This is a genomic window from Kribbella pratensis (genome assembly GCF_004365355.1).
Taxonomy (GTDB): Bacteria; Actinomycetota; Actinomycetes; order Propionibacteriales; family Kribbellaceae; genus Kribbella.
In genome coordinates this window covers 24,210-45,451 of record NZ_SODP01000003.1, presented here as the reverse complement: position 1 = coordinate 45,451, position 21,242 = coordinate 24,210, and the positions used below count along the sequence as shown (strand labels likewise).

General features: G+C 66.9%; 27 protein-coding genes and 1 tRNA gene. 20 read left to right on the top strand and 8 right to left on the bottom strand.

The window, feature by feature from the left end:
- Nucleotides 1–16: 16 nt before the first annotated feature.
- On the bottom strand, nucleotides 17–1,105 hold the full coding sequence (locus EV653_RS27860) for a helix-turn-helix domain-containing protein (protein WP_238160371.1): 1,089 nt from the start codon (nucleotides 1,103–1,105) through the stop codon (nucleotides 17–19).
- Nucleotides 1,106–1,320: 215 nt separating this feature from the next.
- Between EV653_RS27860 and EV653_RS27855 the strand changes: the two genes are divergently transcribed.
- The 15 genes from EV653_RS27855 to EV653_RS27785 all read left to right on the top strand — a co-directional run bounded on the left by EV653_RS27855 (nucleotide 1,321) and on the right by EV653_RS27785 (nucleotide 12,619).
- Complete coding sequence (locus tag EV653_RS27855; protein ID WP_134106962.1) at nucleotides 1,321–1,500, top strand: hypothetical protein; 180 nt, start codon at nucleotides 1,321–1,323, stop codon at nucleotides 1,498–1,500.
- A 97-nt stretch (nucleotides 1,501–1,597) separates the two neighbouring features.
- Nucleotides 1,598–1,846, top strand: coding sequence for a DUF6284 family protein (locus tag EV653_RS27850; protein WP_134106960.1), 249 nt, complete (start codon nucleotides 1,598–1,600; stop codon nucleotides 1,844–1,846).
- A complete protein-coding gene (locus EV653_RS27845; RefSeq protein WP_134106958.1) occupies nucleotides 1,843–2,070 on the top strand; it encodes a hypothetical protein in 228 nt (75 codons plus the stop codon). Before EV653_RS27850 ends, EV653_RS27845 begins: the two co-directional genes overlap by 4 nt.
- Nucleotides 2,067–3,032 carry a hypothetical protein gene (locus EV653_RS27840; protein ID WP_134106956.1) on the top strand — a complete coding sequence of 322 codons (966 nt, stop codon included), beginning with the start codon at nucleotides 2,067–2,069 and terminating at the stop codon, nucleotides 3,030–3,032. Before EV653_RS27845 ends, EV653_RS27840 begins: the two co-directional genes overlap by 4 nt.
- 11 nt (nucleotides 3,033–3,043) lie before the next feature.
- The gene (locus tag EV653_RS27835; protein ID WP_202871876.1) at nucleotides 3,044–4,618 is read left to right on the top strand and encodes a DNA cytosine methyltransferase; all 1,575 of its coding nucleotides are present in this window, start codon (nucleotides 3,044–3,046) and stop codon (nucleotides 4,616–4,618) included.
- Nucleotides 4,615–4,824 carry a hypothetical protein gene (locus EV653_RS27830; RefSeq protein ID WP_134106952.1) on the top strand — a complete coding sequence of 70 codons (210 nt, stop codon included), beginning with the start codon at nucleotides 4,615–4,617 and terminating at the stop codon, nucleotides 4,822–4,824. The genes EV653_RS27835 and EV653_RS27830 overlap by 4 nt, the downstream gene beginning before the upstream one ends.
- Nucleotides 4,821–7,121 carry a cell division protein FtsK gene (locus EV653_RS27825; protein ID WP_238160368.1) on the top strand — a complete coding sequence of 767 codons (2,301 nt, stop codon included), beginning with the start codon at nucleotides 4,821–4,823 and terminating at the stop codon, nucleotides 7,119–7,121. The genes EV653_RS27830 and EV653_RS27825 overlap by 4 nt, the downstream gene beginning before the upstream one ends.
- Before the next feature lie 258 nt (nucleotides 7,122–7,379).
- Nucleotides 7,380–7,715, top strand: a complete 336-nt coding sequence (locus EV653_RS27820) for a hypothetical protein (protein WP_238160366.1) — start codon at nucleotides 7,380–7,382, stop codon at nucleotides 7,713–7,715.
- A gap of 13 nt (nucleotides 7,716–7,728) precedes the next feature.
- Nucleotides 7,729–7,911, top strand: a complete 183-nt coding sequence (locus EV653_RS27815; protein ID WP_134106950.1) for a hypothetical protein — start codon at nucleotides 7,729–7,731, stop codon at nucleotides 7,909–7,911.
- A complete protein-coding gene (locus EV653_RS27810) occupies nucleotides 7,908–8,264 on the top strand; it encodes a hypothetical protein (protein ID WP_134106948.1) in 357 nt (118 codons plus the stop codon). Before EV653_RS27815 ends, EV653_RS27810 begins: the two co-directional genes overlap by 4 nt.
- Nucleotides 8,261–8,569, top strand: coding sequence for a hypothetical protein (locus EV653_RS27805; RefSeq protein WP_134106946.1), 309 nt, complete (start codon nucleotides 8,261–8,263; stop codon nucleotides 8,567–8,569). The genes EV653_RS27810 and EV653_RS27805 overlap by 4 nt, the downstream gene beginning before the upstream one ends.
- Nucleotides 8,570–8,705: 136 nt before the next feature.
- Nucleotides 8,706–9,191, top strand: coding sequence for a DUF2742 domain-containing protein (locus tag EV653_RS27800; RefSeq protein WP_134106944.1), 486 nt, complete (start codon nucleotides 8,706–8,708; stop codon nucleotides 9,189–9,191).
- Nucleotides 9,188–10,849, top strand: coding sequence for a YfjI family protein (locus EV653_RS27795; RefSeq protein ID WP_134106942.1), 1,662 nt, complete (start codon nucleotides 9,188–9,190; stop codon nucleotides 10,847–10,849). Before EV653_RS27800 ends, EV653_RS27795 begins: the two co-directional genes overlap by 4 nt.
- Before the next feature lie 64 nt (nucleotides 10,850–10,913).
- Nucleotides 10,914–11,114, top strand: a complete 201-nt coding sequence (locus tag EV653_RS27790) for a helix-turn-helix transcriptional regulator (protein WP_238160360.1) — start codon at nucleotides 10,914–10,916, stop codon at nucleotides 11,112–11,114.
- A gap of 221 nt (nucleotides 11,115–11,335) precedes the next feature.
- Nucleotides 11,336–12,619, top strand: coding sequence for a tyrosine-type recombinase/integrase (locus EV653_RS27785; RefSeq protein WP_202871875.1), 1,284 nt, complete (start codon nucleotides 11,336–11,338; stop codon nucleotides 12,617–12,619).
- 247 nt (nucleotides 12,620–12,866) lie between these two features.
- On the opposite strand, the gene EV653_RS27780 is transcribed toward EV653_RS27785, so the two are convergent.
- Together EV653_RS27780 and EV653_RS27775 are read right to left on the bottom strand one after the other, a co-directional pair.
- Nucleotides 12,867–13,673: a hypothetical protein gene (locus EV653_RS27780; RefSeq protein WP_134106940.1), complete on the bottom strand. Its 807-nt coding sequence runs from the start codon at nucleotides 13,671–13,673 to the stop codon at nucleotides 12,867–12,869.
- A gap of 320 nt (nucleotides 13,674–13,993) precedes the next feature.
- Nucleotides 13,994–14,079, bottom strand: a tRNA-Tyr gene (locus EV653_RS27775).
- An 82-nt stretch (nucleotides 14,080–14,161) separates the two neighbouring features.
- Between EV653_RS27775 and EV653_RS27770 the strand changes: the two genes are divergently transcribed.
- Both EV653_RS27770 and EV653_RS27765 read left to right on the top strand, forming a co-directional pair.
- Nucleotides 14,162–14,653, top strand: coding sequence for a YajQ family cyclic di-GMP-binding protein (locus tag EV653_RS27770; protein ID WP_134106938.1), 492 nt, complete (start codon nucleotides 14,162–14,164; stop codon nucleotides 14,651–14,653).
- A gap of 67 nt (nucleotides 14,654–14,720) precedes the next feature.
- Nucleotides 14,721–15,659 carry a phosphotransferase enzyme family protein gene (locus EV653_RS27765; protein ID WP_166679605.1) on the top strand — a complete coding sequence of 313 codons (939 nt, stop codon included), beginning with the start codon at nucleotides 14,721–14,723 and terminating at the stop codon, nucleotides 15,657–15,659.
- A gap of 32 nt (nucleotides 15,660–15,691) precedes the next feature.
- Here the strand turns inward: EV653_RS27765 and EV653_RS27760 are convergent, their stop codons facing one another.
- A complete protein-coding gene (locus EV653_RS27760) occupies nucleotides 15,692–15,979 on the bottom strand; it encodes a hypothetical protein (RefSeq protein ID WP_134106935.1) in 288 nt (95 codons plus the stop codon).
- Between the two features lie 141 nt (nucleotides 15,980–16,120).
- On the opposite strand from EV653_RS27760, the gene EV653_RS41790 reads away from it, so the two are divergent.
- Complete coding sequence (locus tag EV653_RS41790; protein WP_238160353.1) at nucleotides 16,121–16,870, top strand: response regulator transcription factor; 750 nt, start codon at nucleotides 16,121–16,123, stop codon at nucleotides 16,868–16,870.
- Here EV653_RS41790 and EV653_RS27750 read toward each other — a convergent pair.
- Nucleotides 16,867–17,601, bottom strand: coding sequence for a hypothetical protein (locus tag EV653_RS27750; RefSeq protein ID WP_134106933.1), 735 nt, complete (start codon nucleotides 17,599–17,601; stop codon nucleotides 16,867–16,869). The genes EV653_RS41790 and EV653_RS27750 overlap by 4 nt on opposite strands.
- A 10-nt stretch (nucleotides 17,602–17,611) precedes the next feature.
- Nucleotides 17,612–18,391 (bottom strand): helix-turn-helix domain-containing protein, encoded by a 780-nt coding sequence (locus EV653_RS27745; RefSeq protein ID WP_134106931.1) that lies wholly within the window; start codon nucleotides 18,389–18,391, stop codon nucleotides 17,612–17,614.
- 101 nt (nucleotides 18,392–18,492) lie between these two features.
- Between EV653_RS27745 and EV653_RS27740 the strand changes: the two genes are divergently transcribed.
- Nucleotides 18,493–19,359, top strand: coding sequence for a phytanoyl-CoA dioxygenase family protein (locus EV653_RS27740; protein ID WP_202871873.1), 867 nt, complete (start codon nucleotides 18,493–18,495; stop codon nucleotides 19,357–19,359).
- Nucleotides 19,356–19,652, top strand: coding sequence for a hypothetical protein (locus tag EV653_RS27735; protein WP_202871872.1), 297 nt, complete (start codon nucleotides 19,356–19,358; stop codon nucleotides 19,650–19,652). Before EV653_RS27740 ends, EV653_RS27735 begins: the two co-directional genes overlap by 4 nt.
- Nucleotides 19,653–19,655: 3 nt before the next feature.
- On the opposite strand, the gene EV653_RS27730 is transcribed toward EV653_RS27735, so the two are convergent.
- Complete coding sequence (locus EV653_RS27730; RefSeq protein ID WP_134106929.1) at nucleotides 19,656–20,672, bottom strand: lactonase family protein; 1,017 nt, start codon at nucleotides 20,670–20,672, stop codon at nucleotides 19,656–19,658.
- A gap of 18 nt (nucleotides 20,673–20,690) precedes the next feature.
- Entirely contained in the window at nucleotides 20,691–21,224 is a 534-nt protein-coding gene (locus EV653_RS27725; RefSeq protein ID WP_166679604.1) for a GNAT family N-acetyltransferase, read from the bottom strand.
- Between the last annotated feature and the right edge of the window lie 18 nt (nucleotides 21,225–21,242).

Genomic DNA, 21,242 nt, shown 5'->3' with positions numbered 1-21,242 from the left:
GCTTGTCGCCCTTCCCTTAACGCCCAGCGAGCTGTGTCGCGAAGCGGAGATTCTGGAGTTCTTGTCGTGCATGTCTGCTGAGTTCAGTGGATTCCGCCTGTTCAATCGCAAGCAGAGTGCGGCTGCGCAGGTCACCGTCTGATTCAAGCAGCTCCTTCCTTGCCATCACCAAACACAGCAGGCTGTGTATGTTCATCTCCGCATTTCGCGGATCGCCTAGATGGCCGATTAAGTGCCTTGCGAGCCTATGTCCCGACCAGGCGCGCGCCCCCATTTCAACCATGTCACCGTCACTTGCGTAGGTGTCCGGTATCTCACCCAGCCAGTACGCCCAGTATGTGAGGCTCGCAAGCGTCTGGTCATCATTAGACAACGTCCCTTGAATGAAATGACGAACTGGCTCCAGGTCACCTTGCCTCGCCAATGCAAGCGAGGCAGTTCGATTGAGAATCCCCGCTGGCAGATCTTTCTCGCTAATGGAACGCACTGCAGTTCTTTTATGTTCCCGAGAAAGCCAATGCGCGGTTTCTTCGCGACCATCAAAAGCCAGCAGATAGGTGGCTTGGCGACGGACGAGAGTGGCGTCAGTTCCAGCCATCTCAGCGGAGGTCCGCATCTGATCGAAGAAGCTCTCACGCAACGTGGCGGCGAGCTGTGGCCGATCGGCAACGGGGCCGCGCGACTTCGGAAGTGGAAGGTTTCGAACGACCGCCGGAACAACACCGGTAAACGGCCACGTCACCAGCGATACGAAGCTACGACGGTGAACGCTGGCGGCAAGGGGATTTTCCCAGGCAGGTAACGCCAAGCCGCCGGCGCGAACTGCCGTCGTCAGAAACACGTCCGCCTCGACCGCGGATGGCAGCAGTGATGTCGCAGCGACTGGCGCACCCATCGCCGCCAGACGGTGCGTCAGTCGCGTCAAATCTGCGGCCCGAAGCGCTGAGAGCGGACGCCGGCCGCTCTCCCATCCCTGGATGGTGTTGTCGTCCACGGCGAGCCGCTCGGCGAGATCAACCTGCGTTCGACCAAGCGAGCCTCGGAGCAGCTTGAACAGGTAGCCCGAAACGATGCCGAGTTCAGGCGTCCCAGGGGAACCCTGCACAGCGGTCAGGGTTATGCCTCTCGCCACTCGCCCAGCACCTCCGTTCTACGCCTGCACGCCGAACAGAACCCGTACTACCGGTCAGTTCATCACAGCTCGGTTCGCCAGCACAGTTGAGACATGCCGACGACACCAGTCTTGCAATACAGCGCCATTGCTGTAAAGCTGTACAGCATCGGTGCTGTATTCGGCAGCCCGGACACTCGGAGGCAGACGTGGCGAAGAACGACCAGCAGGCGAACAAGGCGCAGCAGAAGAAGGACCAGGTTGCGTACCAGAAGGCGCTCAAGGCGCTGCATTCGTACCGCGGCAACTCCGCTGATGACGCCAAGTACCTGAAGCTAAACGCCGCTGCCGAGAAAGCCGCGAAGAAGCTTCCGTGGTGGCGCCGGTAACGACGACGAACTTGACCACACGAGGGACGCCCCGGCGGGTGGAGCCGCCGAGGCGTCCGGGTTGCACCAGTCCATTGCGTAGAGGAGCACAACCCTGATGACCATGATCCACCTTTCGCCGGTCGGCGGCGACGAGCCCACCGCGGCCGAGCTGGCGGCGATCGATGCTGAGTGGCCGTTGATCGAGGCCGAGCTGGACCTGCTGAACGCGCAGATCGCGGTGATCAGTGCGGGTCCGGAGGCGTCGGTGCTCGACACCCGCCGGGTACGGCGGGCCGAGCGCCGGGTGCTCCACGTGACCCGCCAGCTCGCCAACCGCGATCCCGAGACGCAGGACGCCGCATGACTCCGCAGCTCGTTACTGAGACGCCCGCGCCGACGCTCGTGCGCGTCGATCTGGGCTGGTGGAAGTGCGGCGGATACGACCTCATCCAGGTCGTCTCGCCCCGTACGGCGCTGGGAACGGCGTGGATCGTCTGGCGCGGCGATCACGTCCTGCACACCACCGACACACTGCCCGACGCAGGCAGCTGGGTTGCCGCGCAGGTCACCGGAGGTGACCCGCGATGACCGCTACCGAGATCGTTGCTGCAAGCAACGGCGAGACCGACTCCAAGTCGAGCGGGGTGGACAAGCTACGGGCGTCGGCGGCCGAGGCGTCGCAGGTCCGGGCGCTGTCGACACACCCGGACGTCGTGGCGCTGCGGGTGGAGGCCGTGCGCACGCAGGTCGACCGGTGCATGTGGTTCGGTATCGTGCTCGGTCTGGCGTTCACGATGGTCAACGTTCAGGCGTTCGCGGCCCAGGGCGCGGAGCTGTGGTCGCTGCCGTGGTTCGCCGCGTGGCTGCTCGACCCGATGGTGTCGCTGGTCCTGATCGCGGTGCTACGGGCCGAGCAGATCACCGCCAGGTACCAGGTGTTCGACGACACCAAGTGGATCAGCTGGACCAAGGGGTTCGCGTTCGCCGCGACTTACGCGATGAACACATGGGGATCGTTCGGCCATAGGGACGTAGCCGGCGTGGTGCTGCACTCTGTGCCTCCGTTGCTGGTGTACTGCGCGGCCGAGACCGCCCCGGTTCTGCGGGATCGGCTCACCGAGGCCGTACTGCGAGCTGAGCGCGCGGCCGCACTGGCCGACCCGCAGAAGGCCGCTGAACGCCTCGACACCTCAGCGGAGATCCCGGCGGCTCTCGACACCGTGGAAGCCGCTCAGACCGGCGGACAGCCCGGCGAGCAGCCCGAGGCTGCCGGAGATTCGAAGAAGCCGTCACGGAAGTCGCGCAAGAGGGTTCCCGAGAAGGCTGGGCGCAAACTGCTGGCCGATTACGTGACCGAGGGCGTTGCCGCGATCGAGGGCGGGGAGGGTGCCGGGCTGTACGAGATCACGCCGGCCTGGGCGCGCAAGGCGACCGGTTGCTCGGCTGGCCTGTCGGCCAAGGTCGCAGCCGGTGTCCGCGACGTGATCGCCTCCACGCAGCCCACCACCACCGACGAGACGACGGAGCAGTTCGAGGGGAAGGCGGCCTGATGAGTTACGCGATGACGTGGACTGACTTCTTTGCCGGTGCTGGTGGCACCTCGACCGGGATCGTGCAGGTTCCGGGTATGGGTGTGGCACTGGCGGCCAATCACTGGCGGCTGGCGGTGGACACGCACAACACCAATCACCCCACGACTGAGCATGACTGCGCGGATTTGTCGCAGGTCGAGCCGAGCCGGTACCCCTCGACCGACGGGGCGTGGTTCTCCCCGGAGTGTACGAACCACTCGATCGCGAAGGCACGCAAGCGCAACATCGATGCGACGCCGGATCTGTTCGGGGAGACGCTGCCGAATGAGGCGGCCGAGCGGTCGCGGGCGACCATGTGGGATGTTCCCCGGTTCGCGGAGTACCACCGCTATCCGGTGATGATCGTGGAGAACGTGGTAGATGCCGCGAAGTGGGTGCTGTGGCCCGCGTGGCGCGCCGCGCTTGACGCGCTCGGCTACTGCTGCCATCTGGTGTACGCGAACTCGATGCACGCCCAGGCCGGCGGGCTGCCCGCGCCTCAGTCGCGGGATCGGATCTATGTCGTTGCGCATCTGAGCAAGACGCCGTGCCCGGACCTCGATCGTTGGACCCGCCCGCTGGCGTACTGCCCGGGCTGTGATGAGGCGGTGCGGGCGATGCAGGCGTGGAAGCGCCCGGACAGGCCGTGGGGCCGCTACCGCGCCCAGTACGTGTGGCGCTGCCCTCGGGTGTCGTGCCGCAACGCCGTGGTGGAGCCGGGCTGGCTGCCTGCCCGGGCCGCGATCGACTGGAGCATTCGCGGTGTCCGGATCGGGGATCGCACTCGCGAGCTCGCGGCCAAGACCATGGCCCGGATCGAGGCCGCGTTGGCGATCCAGGCGCGGGGCCGGATGCCGATGGTTGTGCCGATGGAGGGCCGCGACGGCAAGCAGCCGTTCCCGGTCACAGCTGTACTGCGCACCCAGACGACCCGCAACGAGAACGCGTTGCTGGTTCCGGGCGGTGGGACCTGGAACGACTCGGGCAGCTCGGTGTTGGAGGTGATGCGAACCCGCACCACGACCGAGTCCGACGCGCTGGTCGTGCCGCTGCGCGCGAACAACACGCCCAAGAGCGCTGGAGATCCATTCGACACGTTCGCTGCCTCAGGCAACCATCACGGGCTACTCATGCCGTACTACGGCAACGCCAGCGCCCGGACCACCGACCAGCCTCACGGCACGTTCACGACCCGCGACCGGTACGCCCTGGTGATGCGCAACAACACCAGCCGTTCAGGTGGTGCGGAAATGTCCACGCCGGTAAACGAACCGCTGCGCACCCTCACCACCGCAGGTCACCAGTCACTGCTCGAGTACGACACCCCGCGCATCGAGGACTGCGAGTTCAGGATGCTGGAACCGCACGAGCAGGCCGCCGGCATGGCCTTCCCGACCAGGTACGTCGTGCTGGGAAACAAGCGCGAGAAGGCCCGCCAGATCGGCAACGCCGTCTGCCCGCCCAACTCGCGTGACCTCATCGCCGCGACCGCGTCCTGCGTCGGCCACGACGTGGGCGACCCCGACACCTGGAACGACCCGAACAGTTCGGGGGTGGCGGCATGACGGTCAAGGTCCGGCTGTCCGGCGATCCCGAGCAGATCGCCGCCGTGGTCGCGGTGTTGCGCGAGGCGTACGAGACCGCGGGCGGTGACCGCGCCTATCCCAACCGGGGAGCGTTCGGCGTCCGCGTCTACCTCGAACTCCGACCGACCAACCCGACGACACCTCCGACTCGGACCAGCGCCGGCGACACCGGGAGGCAGTCATGAACACCAACCACGACAACGTGCATCGCCTTCACGGCGACGTTCAGGACCAGGTTCACGAGGACGTTCACGACGACCTTCACGACGTGGATGCCGGGATCGTTCATGAAACCGCCGAGCGCATCGACACCGATCAGCTTCAGAACAGTGTTCACGACGGTGAGGTGGTCGATGCTGAGCTCCTGACCGAGGAGGAGTCGGCCGCGCTGGACGAGCGGTTGGCGAACCGGGGCGCGCTGGTACGGCGTGCCGTGACGACCGGGCAGGTCGCTAAGCGGGTCGCGGTGCGGGTCGGCACGCACGACCGCACCAAGTCCGGCAGCAAGACCGCTGCCCGTTACGCCTACACCGTCGTCAAGGGCGGGGAGTCGTTCACCAAGCGGGCCTGGGACGCGTCCACGATGGGTGTCTACCGGCGACAGATCAAGGCCGCCGAGGCTGCCGGCGACCGCGAGGCGCTGAAGGAATGGACGGCCGCGAAGGAGGCCGCGACCGAGCGCCGTCACCGGCGGTTGATGGACGCGCCGAAGCTCGCGTGGGGTGTGCTGAAGGTCGCGGTGGGCGCGACGCTGGCGACGCCGGTCATCGTGTTCGTGATCGCGGTATTCGCCAAGCTCACCGGCTCGGGTTCGTTCACAGGCGTGTGGGGCGGGTTCTTCGCGCTGATCGGGTTCGTGATCGCGGTCGGTGGTGTGTTGTGGACGTTGCTCACGTTCGCACTGCCGGTGCTGTTCGTGATCGCGCTGTTCCGCGAGGGCAAGCGGGCCGCCGAACCGCCGGCGTGGATGGTCACCACGGCCGACGCCGAATGGGATTCGGCGATCGATGAGTCCACGATCGCGCAGGCGCTGGACTCGCTGCGCATCCCGAACATCACCCGCTACCTCAAGCAGGGCTACAAGCTCCAGTTCATCACCCCCGCCCGCCAGCAGGGCCGCGGTACGCACGCGGTGATCCGGCTTCCCGGCGGTGTGCCTGCCGCCGAGATCTCCAAGCGCCGGGTCGCGTTGGCGACCAGCCTGCACCGCGCCGGCTCCGAGGTGTGGCCGAACACCGGCGACGAGGCCGGGATCTTGGACCTGTGGGTCGCCGACAAGGGCGCACTCGCCAACGGCCCGGGCGTCTATCCGTTGCTGACCGAGGGTCTGGTGGACGTGTTCAAGGGCGTCCCCGCGGGCAAGACGCTGCGCGGCGACGACCTGCGCGAACCGGTCATGGGCCGCAACTCGATCGTCGGTGGTGCTCCGGAACAGGGCAAGTCGTCGGCGTCGCGGACGTTCATGGCCGGCTGCGCGCTGGACCCGACCGTGGAGATGCGGATCTGGGTGCCGGACCAGAACTTCGACTTCGAGCGGTTCAAGCGCCGCTGCTCGCGCTACGTCATGGGCGCCGACGACGACTCGATCCGCCAGATCCGCGACGACCTCAAAGAGATGTACGACGAGCTGCAGCGGCGCGGCGATCTGCTGGTGGCCTACGAGACCGAGCAGGTCACCCGTGAACTCGCCGACAAGAACATCGGCCTGCACCCGCTCGTGGCGCTGCTCGAAGAAGCGCATGTGGCGTTCCAGCACGACGAGTACGGCGAGGAGATCGCCAAGTACGCGGTCGCGATCGTGAAGCTCGGCCGCAAGCGCGGCATGCACCTGCGGACCTCGACGCAGGCACCGACCGCCACGTCCCTGCCAAAGGACATCACCCGCAACTGCACCAACAACGTCGCGTTCTACGTGCAGGACTACGTGGCCAACGACGGCCTGCTCGGTCAGGGCGCGTACAAGCAGGGCGTGCGGGCGACCGACCTGATCCCCGGTGAGAACCGCGGTACGTCGATCGTGAAAGGCTTCACCGCCGCCAAGTTCGAGACGTTGCAGTGGTACTTCCTGTCCGGTGCCGAGGGCAACGACCAGATCACGCCGATCATCGAACGCGCGCTCGCGGCGATCAGCAAGCGCAACCTGCCCACGCCCGACGCCCGGCGGCGGCCGGAGCTCGAGAGTCGCGACCTGCTCGCCGACCTGGACCAGGTCCTCGGCGACGACCCGGTGCGGATCGCGGACGTGCCCGCGTTACTCAAGCGGCTCGCGCCGACGTGGACGCCGTACCAGTCGCTGACCGGCAAGGCGCTGCGCGAGCAGCTCGCGGCCGGCTACGGCATCAAGGTCGCCTCCACCGGCAACCGCTACCCCCTCGATCCGGCTACGGTCCGTGACGCGATCGTGCGCCGCGACCGCGACTCTGGCCAACCCGAAACCGACGAAACCGGCGACGGGGACGACGCCAGCGACCTCGCCAGTTAACCCGTCGTCCGGGGTCGGATGGCGCCCGAAACCGGCTCTGACCAGGCAGTTTCCGGCCCTGGTTAACCCAGCTCACTCCCTAACTTTCCGCAGGTCACGCCCCGATTAGCCCTCGAATAGTGCCCAGGTTACGGACCTAACCCGATCGCCGCGAGCTAACCAACCTCGCATCCAGCCAAACCAACCCAACCGGACGGCCACCAACAGGTGCCCGCCCTGGTTCACCACACCCACTGGCCACTACAGAAAGTGACGACTGTGACTGATCCTGTCCACGCCGTACTGGTCGGCGGCTCTGGGCTCGTCCTCGCGGCAGCCGCGACTATCAACGACGCCGCCGACGCTGCCCACGCCCTGAGCCGCCCCGAACAGCTCGCCGTCCTGATCGTCGCCGCCCTCATCCTCACCAGTCTCTACCTGCTGGCCTGCGCGATCTGGCCCTATGCCAACTGCGGTCGCTGCGACGGCGCGGGCAAGTCCCGCTCCCCGTCAGGCAAGAAATTCCGCAACTGCCCCCGCTGCAAAGGCACCGGCCGCCGCAAACGGATCGGCCGCCGCCTCCTCGACCACCGCGACGCCCACACCAACCGCTAGGAGAACCACCACCATGACCACCCCACGCGAAGACCAGCACTGGGACGAGCTTCAGTCCGCGTTCGAGCAGTACATGCGCCAAGTTCTGCTCGGATCCGGATACCTCAGCGACAGCGGAGCCCGCCGCCACGCAACCCAGCTCGCCGCTGAACTGCTGACCATCACCCGCCAGACCCTGACCGGACAGCCGTCATGACCGGCGGACCGCCCGGCAGCTTCGACCCGTTCCGGCCACCGCTCATCGGCGCCTGGGTCTGGGAAGAAACCATGACCGCCGCCCAATGGCGCTGCGAGTGCGCCGGCCAGTGCGGCCGACCCCACACCAAGACCAAGGGCCGCTGCGGAACCATCCACGGCACCGCACACCGCCTCGCCGTCGTCGCCGCCGATCCCCTCGCCACCCTGACCGCCGCCGTCACCGCCACTGAACGGGTCGCACTGTGCGCGACCTGCGAAACCGGCGTACGCCGCACCGCCGAGGCCGCCCGAACCACCACAGAACCTGCCCAGCCCGACCTGTTCGACACCACCGGAATCGAGGCCGCATGACCAGCCAGATCAACGTCCCGCTCACGATGCTGACCCACGACGACAACGACACCGACGCCGCGATCGCGGCCGAGTGGGACGCCCAGGTCGAGCGCGAGCGCCGCGATCTCGAGACCGCGCTCGGCTACTCGATCTCCTGCGTCGACGACAGCCTGCGCGCCCTGCTCGGCCTGATCGAGTTCCAGGACCCGCAGTTCACCCGCACCTGCGCCGGCCGCGACACCGAACAGCACCTGCGCAACGCCGCGTCGTCACTGCGAGACGCCGTCCGGTGCATCACGGCACCGGCCATCTACGGCGACTGACCACCACGGACAGAACGGACAAAACCGACAAAACCCCGGTTCTGTCACTTTTGTCCGTTCTGTCCGGCCCCGGAAGCCACGCGGCGCGCTCCACGAATCACCCCCTGGAACCCGAGCTGAGGAAGGAACCGAGCTGATGAAGGTCCCCCGCTGGACACCCGCCAACCCCGCCGCGACCGAGACGCGCAGGGCCTGGGCGAAAGCGATGGTTGCCCACATCACCGACCCGACCACCACCCCAGCCGGCTTACCCGCTTACGGCTCCCCGAACTGGGCCGCGCTGGCCGACGACGACCCGCACAAGCTGGCTGCCGCCGTCATCGCCGCCGAGTGCTGGGCAACCGACCAAGACGAACTCCCCGACCGGCTCTGCGACGAACTCGCCAACCAGCGCGAGGCCTTCGAGGCCGCCTGGGAAGCGCACTGGGCGTTCCTGTTCGCTGACGCCGTCAACGTCGCCCGGGCCGCCGCCCGTCCGGCCGCGTTCACCCTGCGCGCCCACTACGCCACACCCCAAGCCGCACGCATCGCGGACGCGCGCCGGCCACGCCCCGGCGACTACTCCAGCCAAGAGGCCAACCAGCACCCGGACGCCGCACAGGACGGAGAAGCAGCCGCATGAACGCCGCTGAACTACCCGACTGGCTACCGCCCCTGCCCCCGCTCACCGAACCACCCGACGACGACCCATGGGCCACCGAACCCGCCGTGCCCGCCGTGCCGATCCAGCTCCACCCACCGACCGAAAACCAGCACACACCATTGCATCCCGATCGAACGGCCCCGCCGGCGGACCCGACCGGCCAGGCCTGGGACGGCGAACCAGTGCCGCTGAAGACCGACCGTCTCGTCCGGCCGTTCCCGGTGCAGGTGTTCCCCGAATGGCTCTCCGACCTGGTGACCGCGGTCGCCGAGGCCACACAGACCCCGATCGACCTGGCCGCCTCGGTCGCGCTGGCCTGCCTGTCCACGGCAGCAGGCGGCAAGGTGCTCGTACGGGTGGACCGGTCCTGGGTGGAGCAGGTCAACCTCTACACCGTCACCGCCCTGCCGCCGGGATCGCGCAAGTCGCCGGTGTTCCGGGCCATGACGACGCCGCTGTCTGTCGCCGAGCACGCATTGCGCGAGCAGGCGGCAGAGCGGCGCGTGGAGGCCGAGCTGGCGTCGCGAATCGCCTGGGCCAAGGCCGAACAGCTCGCCAAGAAGGCCGAGACCGCACAAGCCGAACCGCAGACCGCTCTTGCCGACGCGACGGCCGCCGCGAAGGAGGCCGCGGGCATCGCCGTACCGGAGCTGCCCCGGCTGATGACCGACGACGTCACCCCGGAATCGTGCATCTCCCTGCTCGCCACCCACGGCGGACGCATCGCCGTCCTGTCCGCCGAAGGCGACGTGTTCGCCACCCTCACCGGCACCCGCTACTCAGCCGCACCCAACCTCGGCGTGTTCCTGAAAGGCCACGCCGGCGACAAGCTCCAAGTCGACCGCAAGGGCCGCGCCTCCGAAACCGTCGAACGCCCCGCACTCACCCTCGGCGTCACCACCCAACCCGGCACCCTCGCAGGCCTCGCAGCCCAACCCGGCTTCCGCGACCGAGGCGTCCTCGCCCGCATCCTCTACAGCCTGCCCATCAACACCGTCGGACAACGCGACAACCAACCCAAGCCAGTCCCCGAAGACACCGAAACCACGTACACCGACGCACTCACCACCCTCGTCCTCCTCCTGGCCGACCACGACACGCCACACGAACTCGCCCTCACCGCCGACGCTCGCCAGGTCCTTCTCGAGTTCCAGGACTGGATCGAACCCCGACTCGACCCACGCACCGGACAACTCGCGCCCATCACCGACTGGGCCTCCAAACTCGCCGGCGCAGTCGTACGAGTCGCGGGACTCCTCCACGTCGCCCACACCTTCACCACCGGCTACGCCACCCCCATCACCGCCGACACCATCCGCGACGCCGAACAGATCGGCCGCTACTACCTCGACCACGCTCTCGCCGTCTACGACCTCATGGGCCGCTCCGACCCCGACCTGGACGACGCCCGCGCCCTCCTCGACTGGATCCGCAAACACGGCCACCACACCTTCACCCGCCGCGACGCACTCCGCGCAAACCGAGCCCGATTCGCCACCGCCAAAGACCTCACCCCCGCCCTCGAACTCCTCACCGACCACGGCCACATCCGCCCCAAACCCACACCCACCAGCAGCAAAGGAGGCCGCCCCAGCGACACCTACCAAGTCCATCCCAATGCTCACCTCAACCGCTAGCCAACATCAGTTTTGTCAGTTTTGTCCGTTCTGTCCTGCCGCCTGATCCCAAGGAGATATCTGCGTGAGCACGGCAACCCCGCATCGCCGGAACAACATGACGGTCGCAGAGTTCTGCGCCGAGCTGGGCATCGCTCGCTCCACCTTCTACGACTGGCGGGCGGCGAAGAAGGCACCCCGCTGCATCAAGTTGCCGAACGGCGATATCCGCGTTCGGCGGACCGATTACGAGAGCTGGCTTCAAAGCCTGGAGGACGCCGCGTGACCGACAGCAGCACGAACCTCTCCTACGACGTTCGGCTCTACAAGATCGATGAGTACGTCGGCAAGCGCAAGACGACGTACCGGGTCCGATGGTCGGTGTCCGGGAAGGTCTTTCCTAAGACGTACGGGACCAAGAAGCTCGCGGAATCGTTCCTCTCGAAGCTCACCACTGCCGCGAGAGAAGGCGTCCCGTTCGATGTTCGATCCGGACTGCCTCTGCCGATGGCGAAGCGACTCACTCGACGGAGTTGGTTCCAGCACGCCTGCGAGTACGTCGACATGAAGTGGCCGCACATCTCGCCAGGTCATCGGCGTGGGATCTCCGAGACCCTTACGCAAGCAACTCTTGTCTTGCTGACTGGAGACCGCGGGAAGCCCGACGAAGCCCTGATTCGTCGGGCGCTCCATAGCTGGGCGTTCAGCAAGACGGCTCGCGACGGCAAGGACGTTGAGACTACGACACCGCCGGACGAGTTCGCCTCGGCGATTCGCTGGCTGAAGGACAACACCGTCGACATGTCGGACTTCGAGGATGCGGTGGTGACCCGGCGCGTGCTCGATGCGCTCTCGATTCGCCAGGACGGCAAGGCAGCGGCCGCTAGCACTATCGCCCGCCGGCGCGCCACCCTGCATGGGGTTCTGCAGTACGGCGTGGAGCTGAAGACCTTCGCGGCGAACCCAATCGACACCATCAGTTGGACCAGTCCGAAACACGACGATGAGGTAGATCGTCGCGTCGTCGTAAACCCCACACAGGCGCGCACTCTGCTTGCTGTCGTACGGCAGATCTATCCGTCGCTGGAGGCCTACTACGGCTGCATGTACTTCGCCGCGCTGCGACCGGCAGAGGCCCGACACCTTGCCGAGCAGCACCTGACCCTGCCGGACGAGGGATGGGGCGAGATGCTGTTGGTCGGGTCGACACAGCAAACCGGCCAGACCTGGAGCGACACCGGCGCGGTCCGCGAGGACCGTCCGCTAAAGCACCGATCAGTCAAGAGCACACGAACAGTTCCAATCTGCCCCGAGCTGGTTGCACTCATCAAACGCCATTTGGTGGAGTTCGGCACTGGGCCAGGTGGGCGTCTGTTCGTGACCCGAACCGGCCCGTTCGGACGGGTTCCCCTGAAGGCGTACTGCAACCCCGTCCACCCAAACACGTCAACACGGTTCTGGGACAAGGCTCGCGAGAAAGCACTCAGCAGGGAGCAGTACGCGTCACCGCTCGCCCGGCGACCGTACGACCTGAGGCACGCCTGCGTGAGCCTCTGGCTCAATTCCGGTGTACCGGCGACCCAGGTAGCCGAGTGGGCCGGGCACAGCGTCAACGTCCTGCTCAAGGTCTACGCATCGTGCATTGACGGCCAAGACGAGGCAGCCAAGCGACGGATTGAGCTCGCCCTCGACACCCCCACCGATCCCGGCCCCCCACGACCCGAAAGAGGATGGAATGGCCGCGAGACCTGTCCCAAGATCAGCCTCAAGCACGGCGAAAACCGCGTTTGAATTTACGCGGACGGACGCGAGGTCGGCAACCTGAAGCTCAGCGCCGCAGGCGAACCCGTCGAACGGTTTCCATACGACAACAGCCTCGTTGAGCTGGCGCAAGACGTTTACGACCAGGTCGTCCGCCACAAGCAGTGAGCGATTGTCCGCCGGTCGTCGGTCCGGAGCCTACGGATCACCAACCGAGACACCAGAATGGGCGTGGCCTGCGATGACGCGGGTCACGCCCATTCGGGATTGTGGCCCTTCAGCCCTCCTCCTGACTCTGCTCAGCTTCAAGAGTGGACTGCCTGTAGGCCACGAACTTCTCGACGACTCGCCTCGCGAGCCTCAAGGCCTCCAGGCGCTCCGCAAAGGAGACCGGGAGAGTCCCGCCGTGCCGGCGAGCCTGCGCTCGATCGCGCAGCGCATCCAGGTCCTCACGGTCAATCTCAAGTCGATCTCGCAAGTCCTGCCAGGACCTTTTGCGATCGTTATCGCCCTCGCCGGATCCGATTGCGAACCACTGGCGGATGCTTTCGATTGCGCGGTAGCAGAGCATGACCGTATCGACGGCCGACTCCTGAGCAGCGCGCAGATCCGCAAGCGCCAGACGAAGGAGCGGTTCGTTGATGGCCGCCGACGTCAGAGGCTCGAGTCGCTCGCCCTCGACGCGCGATGAAGAGTTGCCGTCGAGCAGATCGGGCCACTGCGACGCTCTGTAGATCAGGACTCGCCCCTCGACCGACATAGACAGGATCTCGGCGCGCAGCGGTGTAGCCAAGCAGAACCCCAACGAGTCCACACACCCCTGGACCATCGTGCCTACGTCGTTCAGGAACGTGGCTGGGTCATCTGGCCACTTTGCGACGACCAGAACGTTGAATTGCCCATCGTGGACAGACAATTCGAAGCTGGCTTCGCCGAAAGAGAACGGGATCACGTTGTCGAACATCCACCCAAGTCGATTCGGGTGGATCAGTCCCGTAATGACCGCCCGTACCTCATCAGTCTTCGGCAACACGGCAAAAGCTCGACGCAGCCTCTCGGCTTGATCATCCAGTTCATCGCTCATGGTGCTGATGGTCCCCCACTCCAACGACCAGCTCTACTAACTTTCTCGCGACCGTCGGTGGACAGCTGCTACCGCGGTTGCTGGCACCATGGCCAGGACCCAGCGATGCACGGCGCTCGACGGCTGTGCGCAGGTGCAGGCGAGGAGGGTGCGACCAAGCTCGGTCCCCCGTCCGAGCAGACATCGCGCAGCCCACGACAGCAACTTCGACAGGTATTCGACAGGAACGCCCGTAGATCGCCGTAGCCAGCCGGACACAGCCGGACATAGCAAGAGAGCCCCTGGTCCGCGTTTCCGCAGGTCAGAGGCTCTTTTGGTGCTGGTGGCGGGTGCAGGGTTCGAACCTGCGTAGGCATACGCCGACAGATTTACAGTCTGCTCCCTTTGGCCGCTCGGGCAACCCGCCAGGGTGCTGCCGGTTCGTGAACCGGCGTGGGAGACGATACAACAGGTAGTGGCCCTGACAGCAAATCGGAAAGGATGTGCCCATGGCTTCGGAGTCCTCCTTCGACATCGTGAACAAGGTGGACCGTCAGGAGGTGGACAACGCCGTGAACCAGGCGGCGAAGGAGATCAGCCAGCGGTTCGACTTCAAGAACGTGGACGCCGGGATCAAGTGGTCCGGTGATTCGATCGACATGCAGGCGAACACCGAGGAGCGGGTGAGCGCCGTGCTGGACGTGTTCAAGGACAAGCTGGTCAAGCGGCAGATCTCACTCAAGGGGCTGGACGCGGACGAGCCGAAGCTGTCCGGGAAGATCTACAAGATCACCGCCACGATCGACGCCGGGATCACGCAGGAGAACGCGAAGAAGCTGTCCAAGCTGATCCGCGACGAGGGCCCGAAGGGCGTCAAGGCGCAGATCCAGGGCGAGGAACTCCGCGTCTCCAGCAAGAGCCGCGACGACCTGCAGGCCGTTCAGGCTCTGATCAAGGGCCAGGACCTCGACTTCGCCGTCCAGTTCGTCAACTACCGCTGACCCGCCGACGCCGCCACGCCCGGTAATCGGCTCGCACCCGCGACGGTTGCCGGGCATGCTGGCGGGCGTGGGTGAGACGTTGCTGCGGAAGTGGTTGCTGGCGGACTTCGGGCTCGAGGTGGTGGAGCTCACACCGGTGGCGTACGGGGCTGACATCGCCGCGCAGGTGTGGAAGGCCGGTACGGCGACCAACACGTACGCCGTGAAGTGGAGCGCCGCCGGGACGAACACGGGTCATCAGGTTGCGGCGTTCCTGGCCGACAGCGGGCTGCCCGGCGTACCGGAGCTGATCCGGACCACGGAGGGCGGCCTGTGGTCCGTCCACGCCAAGAAGCGGCTGACGATCACGCCGTGGATCAACGGCGTGCGGGCGGCTCAATCAGGGCTGACGGACGAGCAGTGGTCGGAGTACGGCGGCCTGATCCGGCGGGTGCACGACTCGGAGCCGCCGCAGCGCCTGAGGGATGCCCTGCCGAAGCACAGCCACATCGACGTACGGACGCCGGCGATCGCGGAGGAGGTCGGCAAGCGCCTGGAGACGCCTGAGGGGGAGGTCGAGGAGGAGCTGGCGGCGGTGTGGAAGCAGTACGAGCTCATCATCACGGACCTCAGAACCAACCGCCCGCCCGCGCCGTCCGGCCCGCGGGTGGTCTGCCACGGCGACCCGCACCTCGGCAACGTCCTGGTCGACGAGCATCTGCATCTCATCGACTGGGACGACGTCATCTTCGCGCCCCGCGAGCAGGACCTGATGTTCATGCTCGGCGGCATGGGCGACGTCGGCCCCACCACGCCGACCCAGCTCGAAGCGTTCCTCGACGGCTACGGCCCGCACGCCATCGACCAGGACGCCATCCATTACTACCGCCATGTCAGAGCCTTCGAGGACGTCATCGGCTGGTCCCACCAGGTCATCACCGGTCCGGACGAGTCCTACGCGCTGGCCGTGGTCAAAGGCATCCTCAACCACGGCCTCGCAGCGTTGGCGGTCAGCGCCGAGCCCTGACGCAGCAGCGGCACACGGCGAGGCCGCAGGTTTCATGAGATTCCGGTCGCGTGCAGGTGGGGCCGGTGCAGGACGAGGGCGGTCAGGATCGATGCGATGACGGCCGCGCACAGCATCAGGCCGATCACCTGCAGTGTGGACGGTCCCACCACATGAACGATCGATGGCGCGACGTTCGACGGCGGGGCACTCGAAGGCGCGGCAACGGGTGAATGCCCCCAAGGATCACGCGGCTCCATGGCGAACGCCGTACCGGACAAGGCCACCGCGGACAGGATCAACGTGACCAGCAGTGCGGCCAGACGAGTCAGTTGCTTCATGGTCGTTCCTTCCCGAGAACGGGCGGCGCGATACCGCCCTCATCCACCGTTGCCGCGACCGGGCCCGGCAGGCCATACGAAGTTCGGCGTATTGCCCCGTGGGAGATCGGATCTAGGCTGAATTGCAGGGGGGAGGCAGCCATGGAACAGTTGACGGTCACCGAACGCGATCTGCGCCGGATGCTCGACGTCGTCGATCACCATCGGTGGGGCGGCGCCGGGGAGGAGTTCCCGCGGGAGGTACTCCGTGCCCTCCGCGAGCTGATCCCGGCCGACGACATCACGTTCCAGGTGAGCCGGCCGCAGGATCGCGTGTTCATCGGCCTGGAGGAGCTGACCGGCTCGCCTCCGGGCCTGGACGACGACTGCGACGAGCTGTTCTGGCAGTTGTACTGGCGGCACAAGATCTGCAGCCGGCCCCAGCAGACCGGCGACCACGAAAGCGTCTGGATGATGTCCGACTACCTGTCCGCGCGCCAACTGGCGAACAGCGAGGCAGGCCTGTGGGAGCGGATGAACGGAGTACGGAGCGAGATCGCGGTGCCGTTCCCGGAGCACGACGGCGAGGACCGCCGGATGCTGCTGTTCCGCACCACCGCGCAGGCGTTCTCGGAGCGCGAGCGGTTGATGCTTCAGCTGCTCCGGCCGCACCTGGTCGACATCCGCCGCGACCTGGAGCGCCGTCGGGCCGGCATCCCCGATCTGACCAGTCGCCAGTGGGAGCTGCTCCGCCTGGTCGCGGCCGGGCACAGCAACACCCAGATCGCCCGCCGGCTATTCGTTGCCGAAGGCACCGTTCGCAAGCACCTGGAGAACATCTACGAGCGTCTCGGCGTGAACAGCCGCACCGCCGCCGTCGCTACGGCGTTCCCCCTCGCCGACACGGCCTAGGCGTGGCGGAGCCAGATGTTGGGCTCCACGTACGTGCCGAGGTCGGCGTCGCGGTCGACATCCAGAGTGGTCAGGCCGGCAGGGATCGTGTAGGTGCCGGATGACGGGAACAGCATCGAGGTCCACTTCTCCCACTCGGCGACCGTGCCGGTCATGGTCTGCGACGCGGGCGCCGGGGCCAGCAGAGTCGCGCCGAGGCGGACGTGCGTGCGGAGCCAGGGGTCCAGCGGTAGACCATCGGGACGGGTCCAGGTCATGAAGGTTTCGATCGGGGTCAGCGGGTAGCGCGACTTCAGGGTGGGGCGGACCGGGGCGATGACCTGCGGGAGGCCGCCGGCGATCGCACGGTCGCGGACGGCCGTGATCACGCGGCCGGCGTGGCCCTGCCCCTGTTCGTCGGAGCGTACGGCGGCCGCCATCAGCACGAAGGTGTTCGGTACGACGCCTTCCTCGTACGACGTCACCGCCCGCGCCAGCGAATCCGTGAACCCACCGGGCAGATCCGCGACCGTCCCGTCCCACGCGATCGGCACTCCCCAGCACCCCGCGATCAGCCGTTCGTCGGACGACACGAGATAGAACTCCCACTGCGGGAAGTACTGCACACGCCGATCCCGGTACGGCTTCACGCCCTCGTCGTGGAAGATGAACTCCGGCCACTCCTCGACGAAGCGCTGCTCGGCCTCCTCGTCGTACTGCGGGGCGTCGGCGACCGGGATCAGCTCGTACATGGCTGGAACGCTAGCCCGCCGGCCCTGCTCCGGCCACCGCATTACGCACCGCGCGCGGCGACGCGCCGAGCTCGCGGTGACACGTCTTGTTGAAGGCCTGCAGGTCGGGGATCCCCACCGACGCGGCCACCGCGGGGATGGACAACGTGGACGACACCAGGAGGTGGCGGGCGCGGTTCATCCGGCGGGTGCGGATGTAGGCGATGACCGTCTGACCGGTCTCGTGCTGGAAGAGACGGGTCAGGTGGTTGTGCGAGACACCGGCCAGCCGGGCCAGCGCGGGCACGGTCAGCGGTTGGGCGAGGTTCGCCTCGATGTAGGCGATGGCGGTGGCGACGGCTGGATGCCCGGTCTCGGTCGTGGCCGGCGTGAGGTCGGCGATGCGCCACAGAGCGGTCCAGACCTCGGCGGTGGTACGCCCGGAGCCGGACGGGGAGGACTCGATCGCGGACCGCAGCAGCGTGGAGAGCAGGGGCGCAATCGCGGCCGCGTCCTGTACGACGGGGACATGCGACGGCTGGCCGGACACGCGCGGCCGGAAGTGGGCGTACAGGTGTTCCGAACGACCCAGGTAGTCGAACTGCACCGACGCCCCCGCAGGGGTGAGAGAGACGCAGCCCGGCGTGACGGCGTAGGTGGTGCCGTCGACGGTCAGGTCGGCTGTGTAGTTGTAGACGTGCAGCTGCCAGAGGTCCGGCAGGCGGAAGACGTCCCTGCGCTTACGCACCCCGTGGATCCCCGCGCCGACGTTCACCACCTCGGGCGGACTGGCCAGATGCAGCTCGATCATGGTGAGAAATTACCACTAGTGGTGATCACAGCCCACGCGAGACAACGCTATCCAAACTTACGCTGGAGGAGTAGTAACCACTACCCACCATGGGAGTCTTGATGCCCCATCCGCATCGCAAGCACCTGCTCACCTCGGTACAGATGGCGCATTTCGTGGCCACCGGCGCGCTCCGGATGGACGCCGTCGTACCGGACGACATGAACCAGCAGGCGATCGAGGTCCTGAAAGCCGGGGTGCCGGCCGTCCCGTACGGCACTCCACTGTCCGAGGCGTTCGTGGACAGCGACTTCGTCCAGCGGCTGGTGGAGTTGCCGGAGGTCGCCGGCGCCATCCACAGCCTGGTCGGCCCCGAGCCGACCGTCGACCACCACGCCGTGCACATCCGCAAGGCACACGAGGGCGAGGCGCAGAACCTGCACGGTGACGCGATCATCGACGTCCGCACCGACGCCTTCGACGTACAACTCATGTACTACCCGCAGGACGTGACGCTCGAGATGGGCGGCACGCTCAGCGTTCCCGGCAGCCACCTGCGCCGGACCAACGAGTCCGACACCGGCCGCTACCAGAACCTGCTCGGCCAGACCCGACTGGTCTGCCCGGCCGGCACCGTCCAGTTCCTGCACCACGGCATCTGGCACGGCGGTCGCAAGAACGACAGCGACCTGGACCGCTACATGTTCAAGATCCGCTTCAACCCGACCGTCCGGCAGGTCCGGCTCTGGAACACCGACGACCTGTACGACGACGCGGTCGCGGCGGAGCTCGAGCAGAACTTCCCCTGGTACGAGAACGCGACCGGCCGGCTGGAGAAGTACAACCGCATCGTGCTGTGGCGGGCGATCAGCGGCGACGACACCTACGACCCGAACTACTGGGTCACCCGCGTCTCGAACCGGCCGCAGCGCGTCATCACCGATCGCGCCAACAACCCGCACGCCAAGGTCAAGAAGGAGATGGTATGACCGCCACGGCAGAGACCCCGGCGCAGACCGGACTGCGCCAGCAGGTGCTGGTGCTCTACTTGGCCTCCTCCGCGCTGGACGCGCGCGTGGTCGGCTGGTCGACGTACGACGGCACCGGCGAGACCCACCCCACCACGGGTGACTCCGACGAGCCGCCGTACACGACCGGACTGGACGCGCTCAAGGACGGCTGGCGTCTGTTCCAGGCGTCGCAGCTGAACCCGCCGTACCCGGGTCACGAGTACGACGTGTCGTTCCTCAAGCACGAGTTCTTCTTCGAGAAGCTCGTCTAGGTCTTAGACAGGCAGGATGCACACCGGCTTCGGCCAGCTGACCGGCTCACCTGTAGCGGTCAGCCGGCCGTCGTCGGCGATGCTGAAGGTCGCGATCTGGTCCGAGCGCTCGTTGGCGGCGTACAGCGTCTGTCCGTCGTTGCTGAAGGCAAGGTGTCGCGGCCAGTCGCCGCCGGAGCCGATGGTCTGCACCAGTTCCACGGACAGGCCGTCGGCCGCGGTCGCGAAGACCGCGATGGTGTTGTCACCGCGGTTCGAGCCGTACAGGAACCGGCCGTCGGCGGAGATCAGCAGCTCGGCCGGGAAGTTCTCGCCCGGCGAGTCGGCCGGCCTCGTCGAAGCGGTCTGCACGGTCTGCAGCTTCCCGGCGGCGTAGCTGCAGACGGTCAGCGTCGAGTCGAGCTCGTTGATGACGTACGCCGCGCCCGCCGTCGGGTGGAACACGATGTGCCGCGGTCCGGCACCCGGGTGGATGTGCAACCGGTCGACCTCCTCGAACTGCCCGTCCTCGGTGAGCGTCGACGAGTACACGGTGTCGGACCCAAGGTCGACGTCGAACACGTACTCACCGGCCGGGTCGAACGCGATCTGGTGCGCGTGCGGACCTTCCTGACGCTCGGCATTCGGTCCGGTCCCGGAGCGCTGGACGAAGTACGTCCTCTCGCCGAGCGAGCCGTCCTCGTTGATCGGGTGGACAGCGACCGACCCGGACGTGTAGTTGGCCGACAGGACGAACCGGCCGGACGGGTCGACGTCCACATGGCAGGGGTGCATGCCGCCGGTCGGCTGCTGGTTGAGCAGCTCGAGGCCGCCGTCCGGCTGGATCGCGAACGCCGCGATCCGGCCGTTGTCCTCCTCGTCGGTCGAGTAGAGGAACCGCCCGTCCGCGGACCTGACCAGGAACGACGGGTCGGCGATCGTCGCCACAGTCTCCAGCCCGTCCAAGGGGCCGAACGCGATCCCGTCGCCGCCGCCGGCCTGACTGGTGTAGCTCCCGACATAGATCCGCTCAGAAGTCATGAGCCCTACCCTGCCAGGTCAACGCGTTTCCGGCACACCTCTGTCCAAACCGTAGAGCGCGCTGCCCCAGCCGAGGTCCTGGACCAGCAGCTGCCACCCCAACCGTCGGTACAGCCGCGGCGCCGGACGGTCATCGGAGTACGTCGTGAGCAGCGCCCGGCGATGCGGCAGACCCGCCATCAACGCCGTCATCAGCTCCGCTCCGAGACCGTTGCGTTGGGCATCGGGCCGTACGGCGAGCTCGACGACCTCGAAGTGGCCGCCGATCCATTCGTCGGCGAGCTCCGGCGTCACAGCGTTGGCGATCCGATCCGACCACCACTGCCCGCGCTGCCCGGTGAACCCGTACGCGAAGCCGACGACACTCCCGTCCGAGCGAGCGGCGACCAGCCTGAAGTCGTCGCGGTCCGCGTGGGTCGGGAGCTGGTCGGTCGCGAAGTGGCCGGGATCAGGCTCCTCGTCGTACCCAGGAGCGCCGAAGGCCGCGGCGAACACCTCCCCGAGCTCAGGAGCTATGGCGAGCGCTGCTGTTCGGTCGAGGACGTCGATCACCTCGCCTAGCCTAAGGCG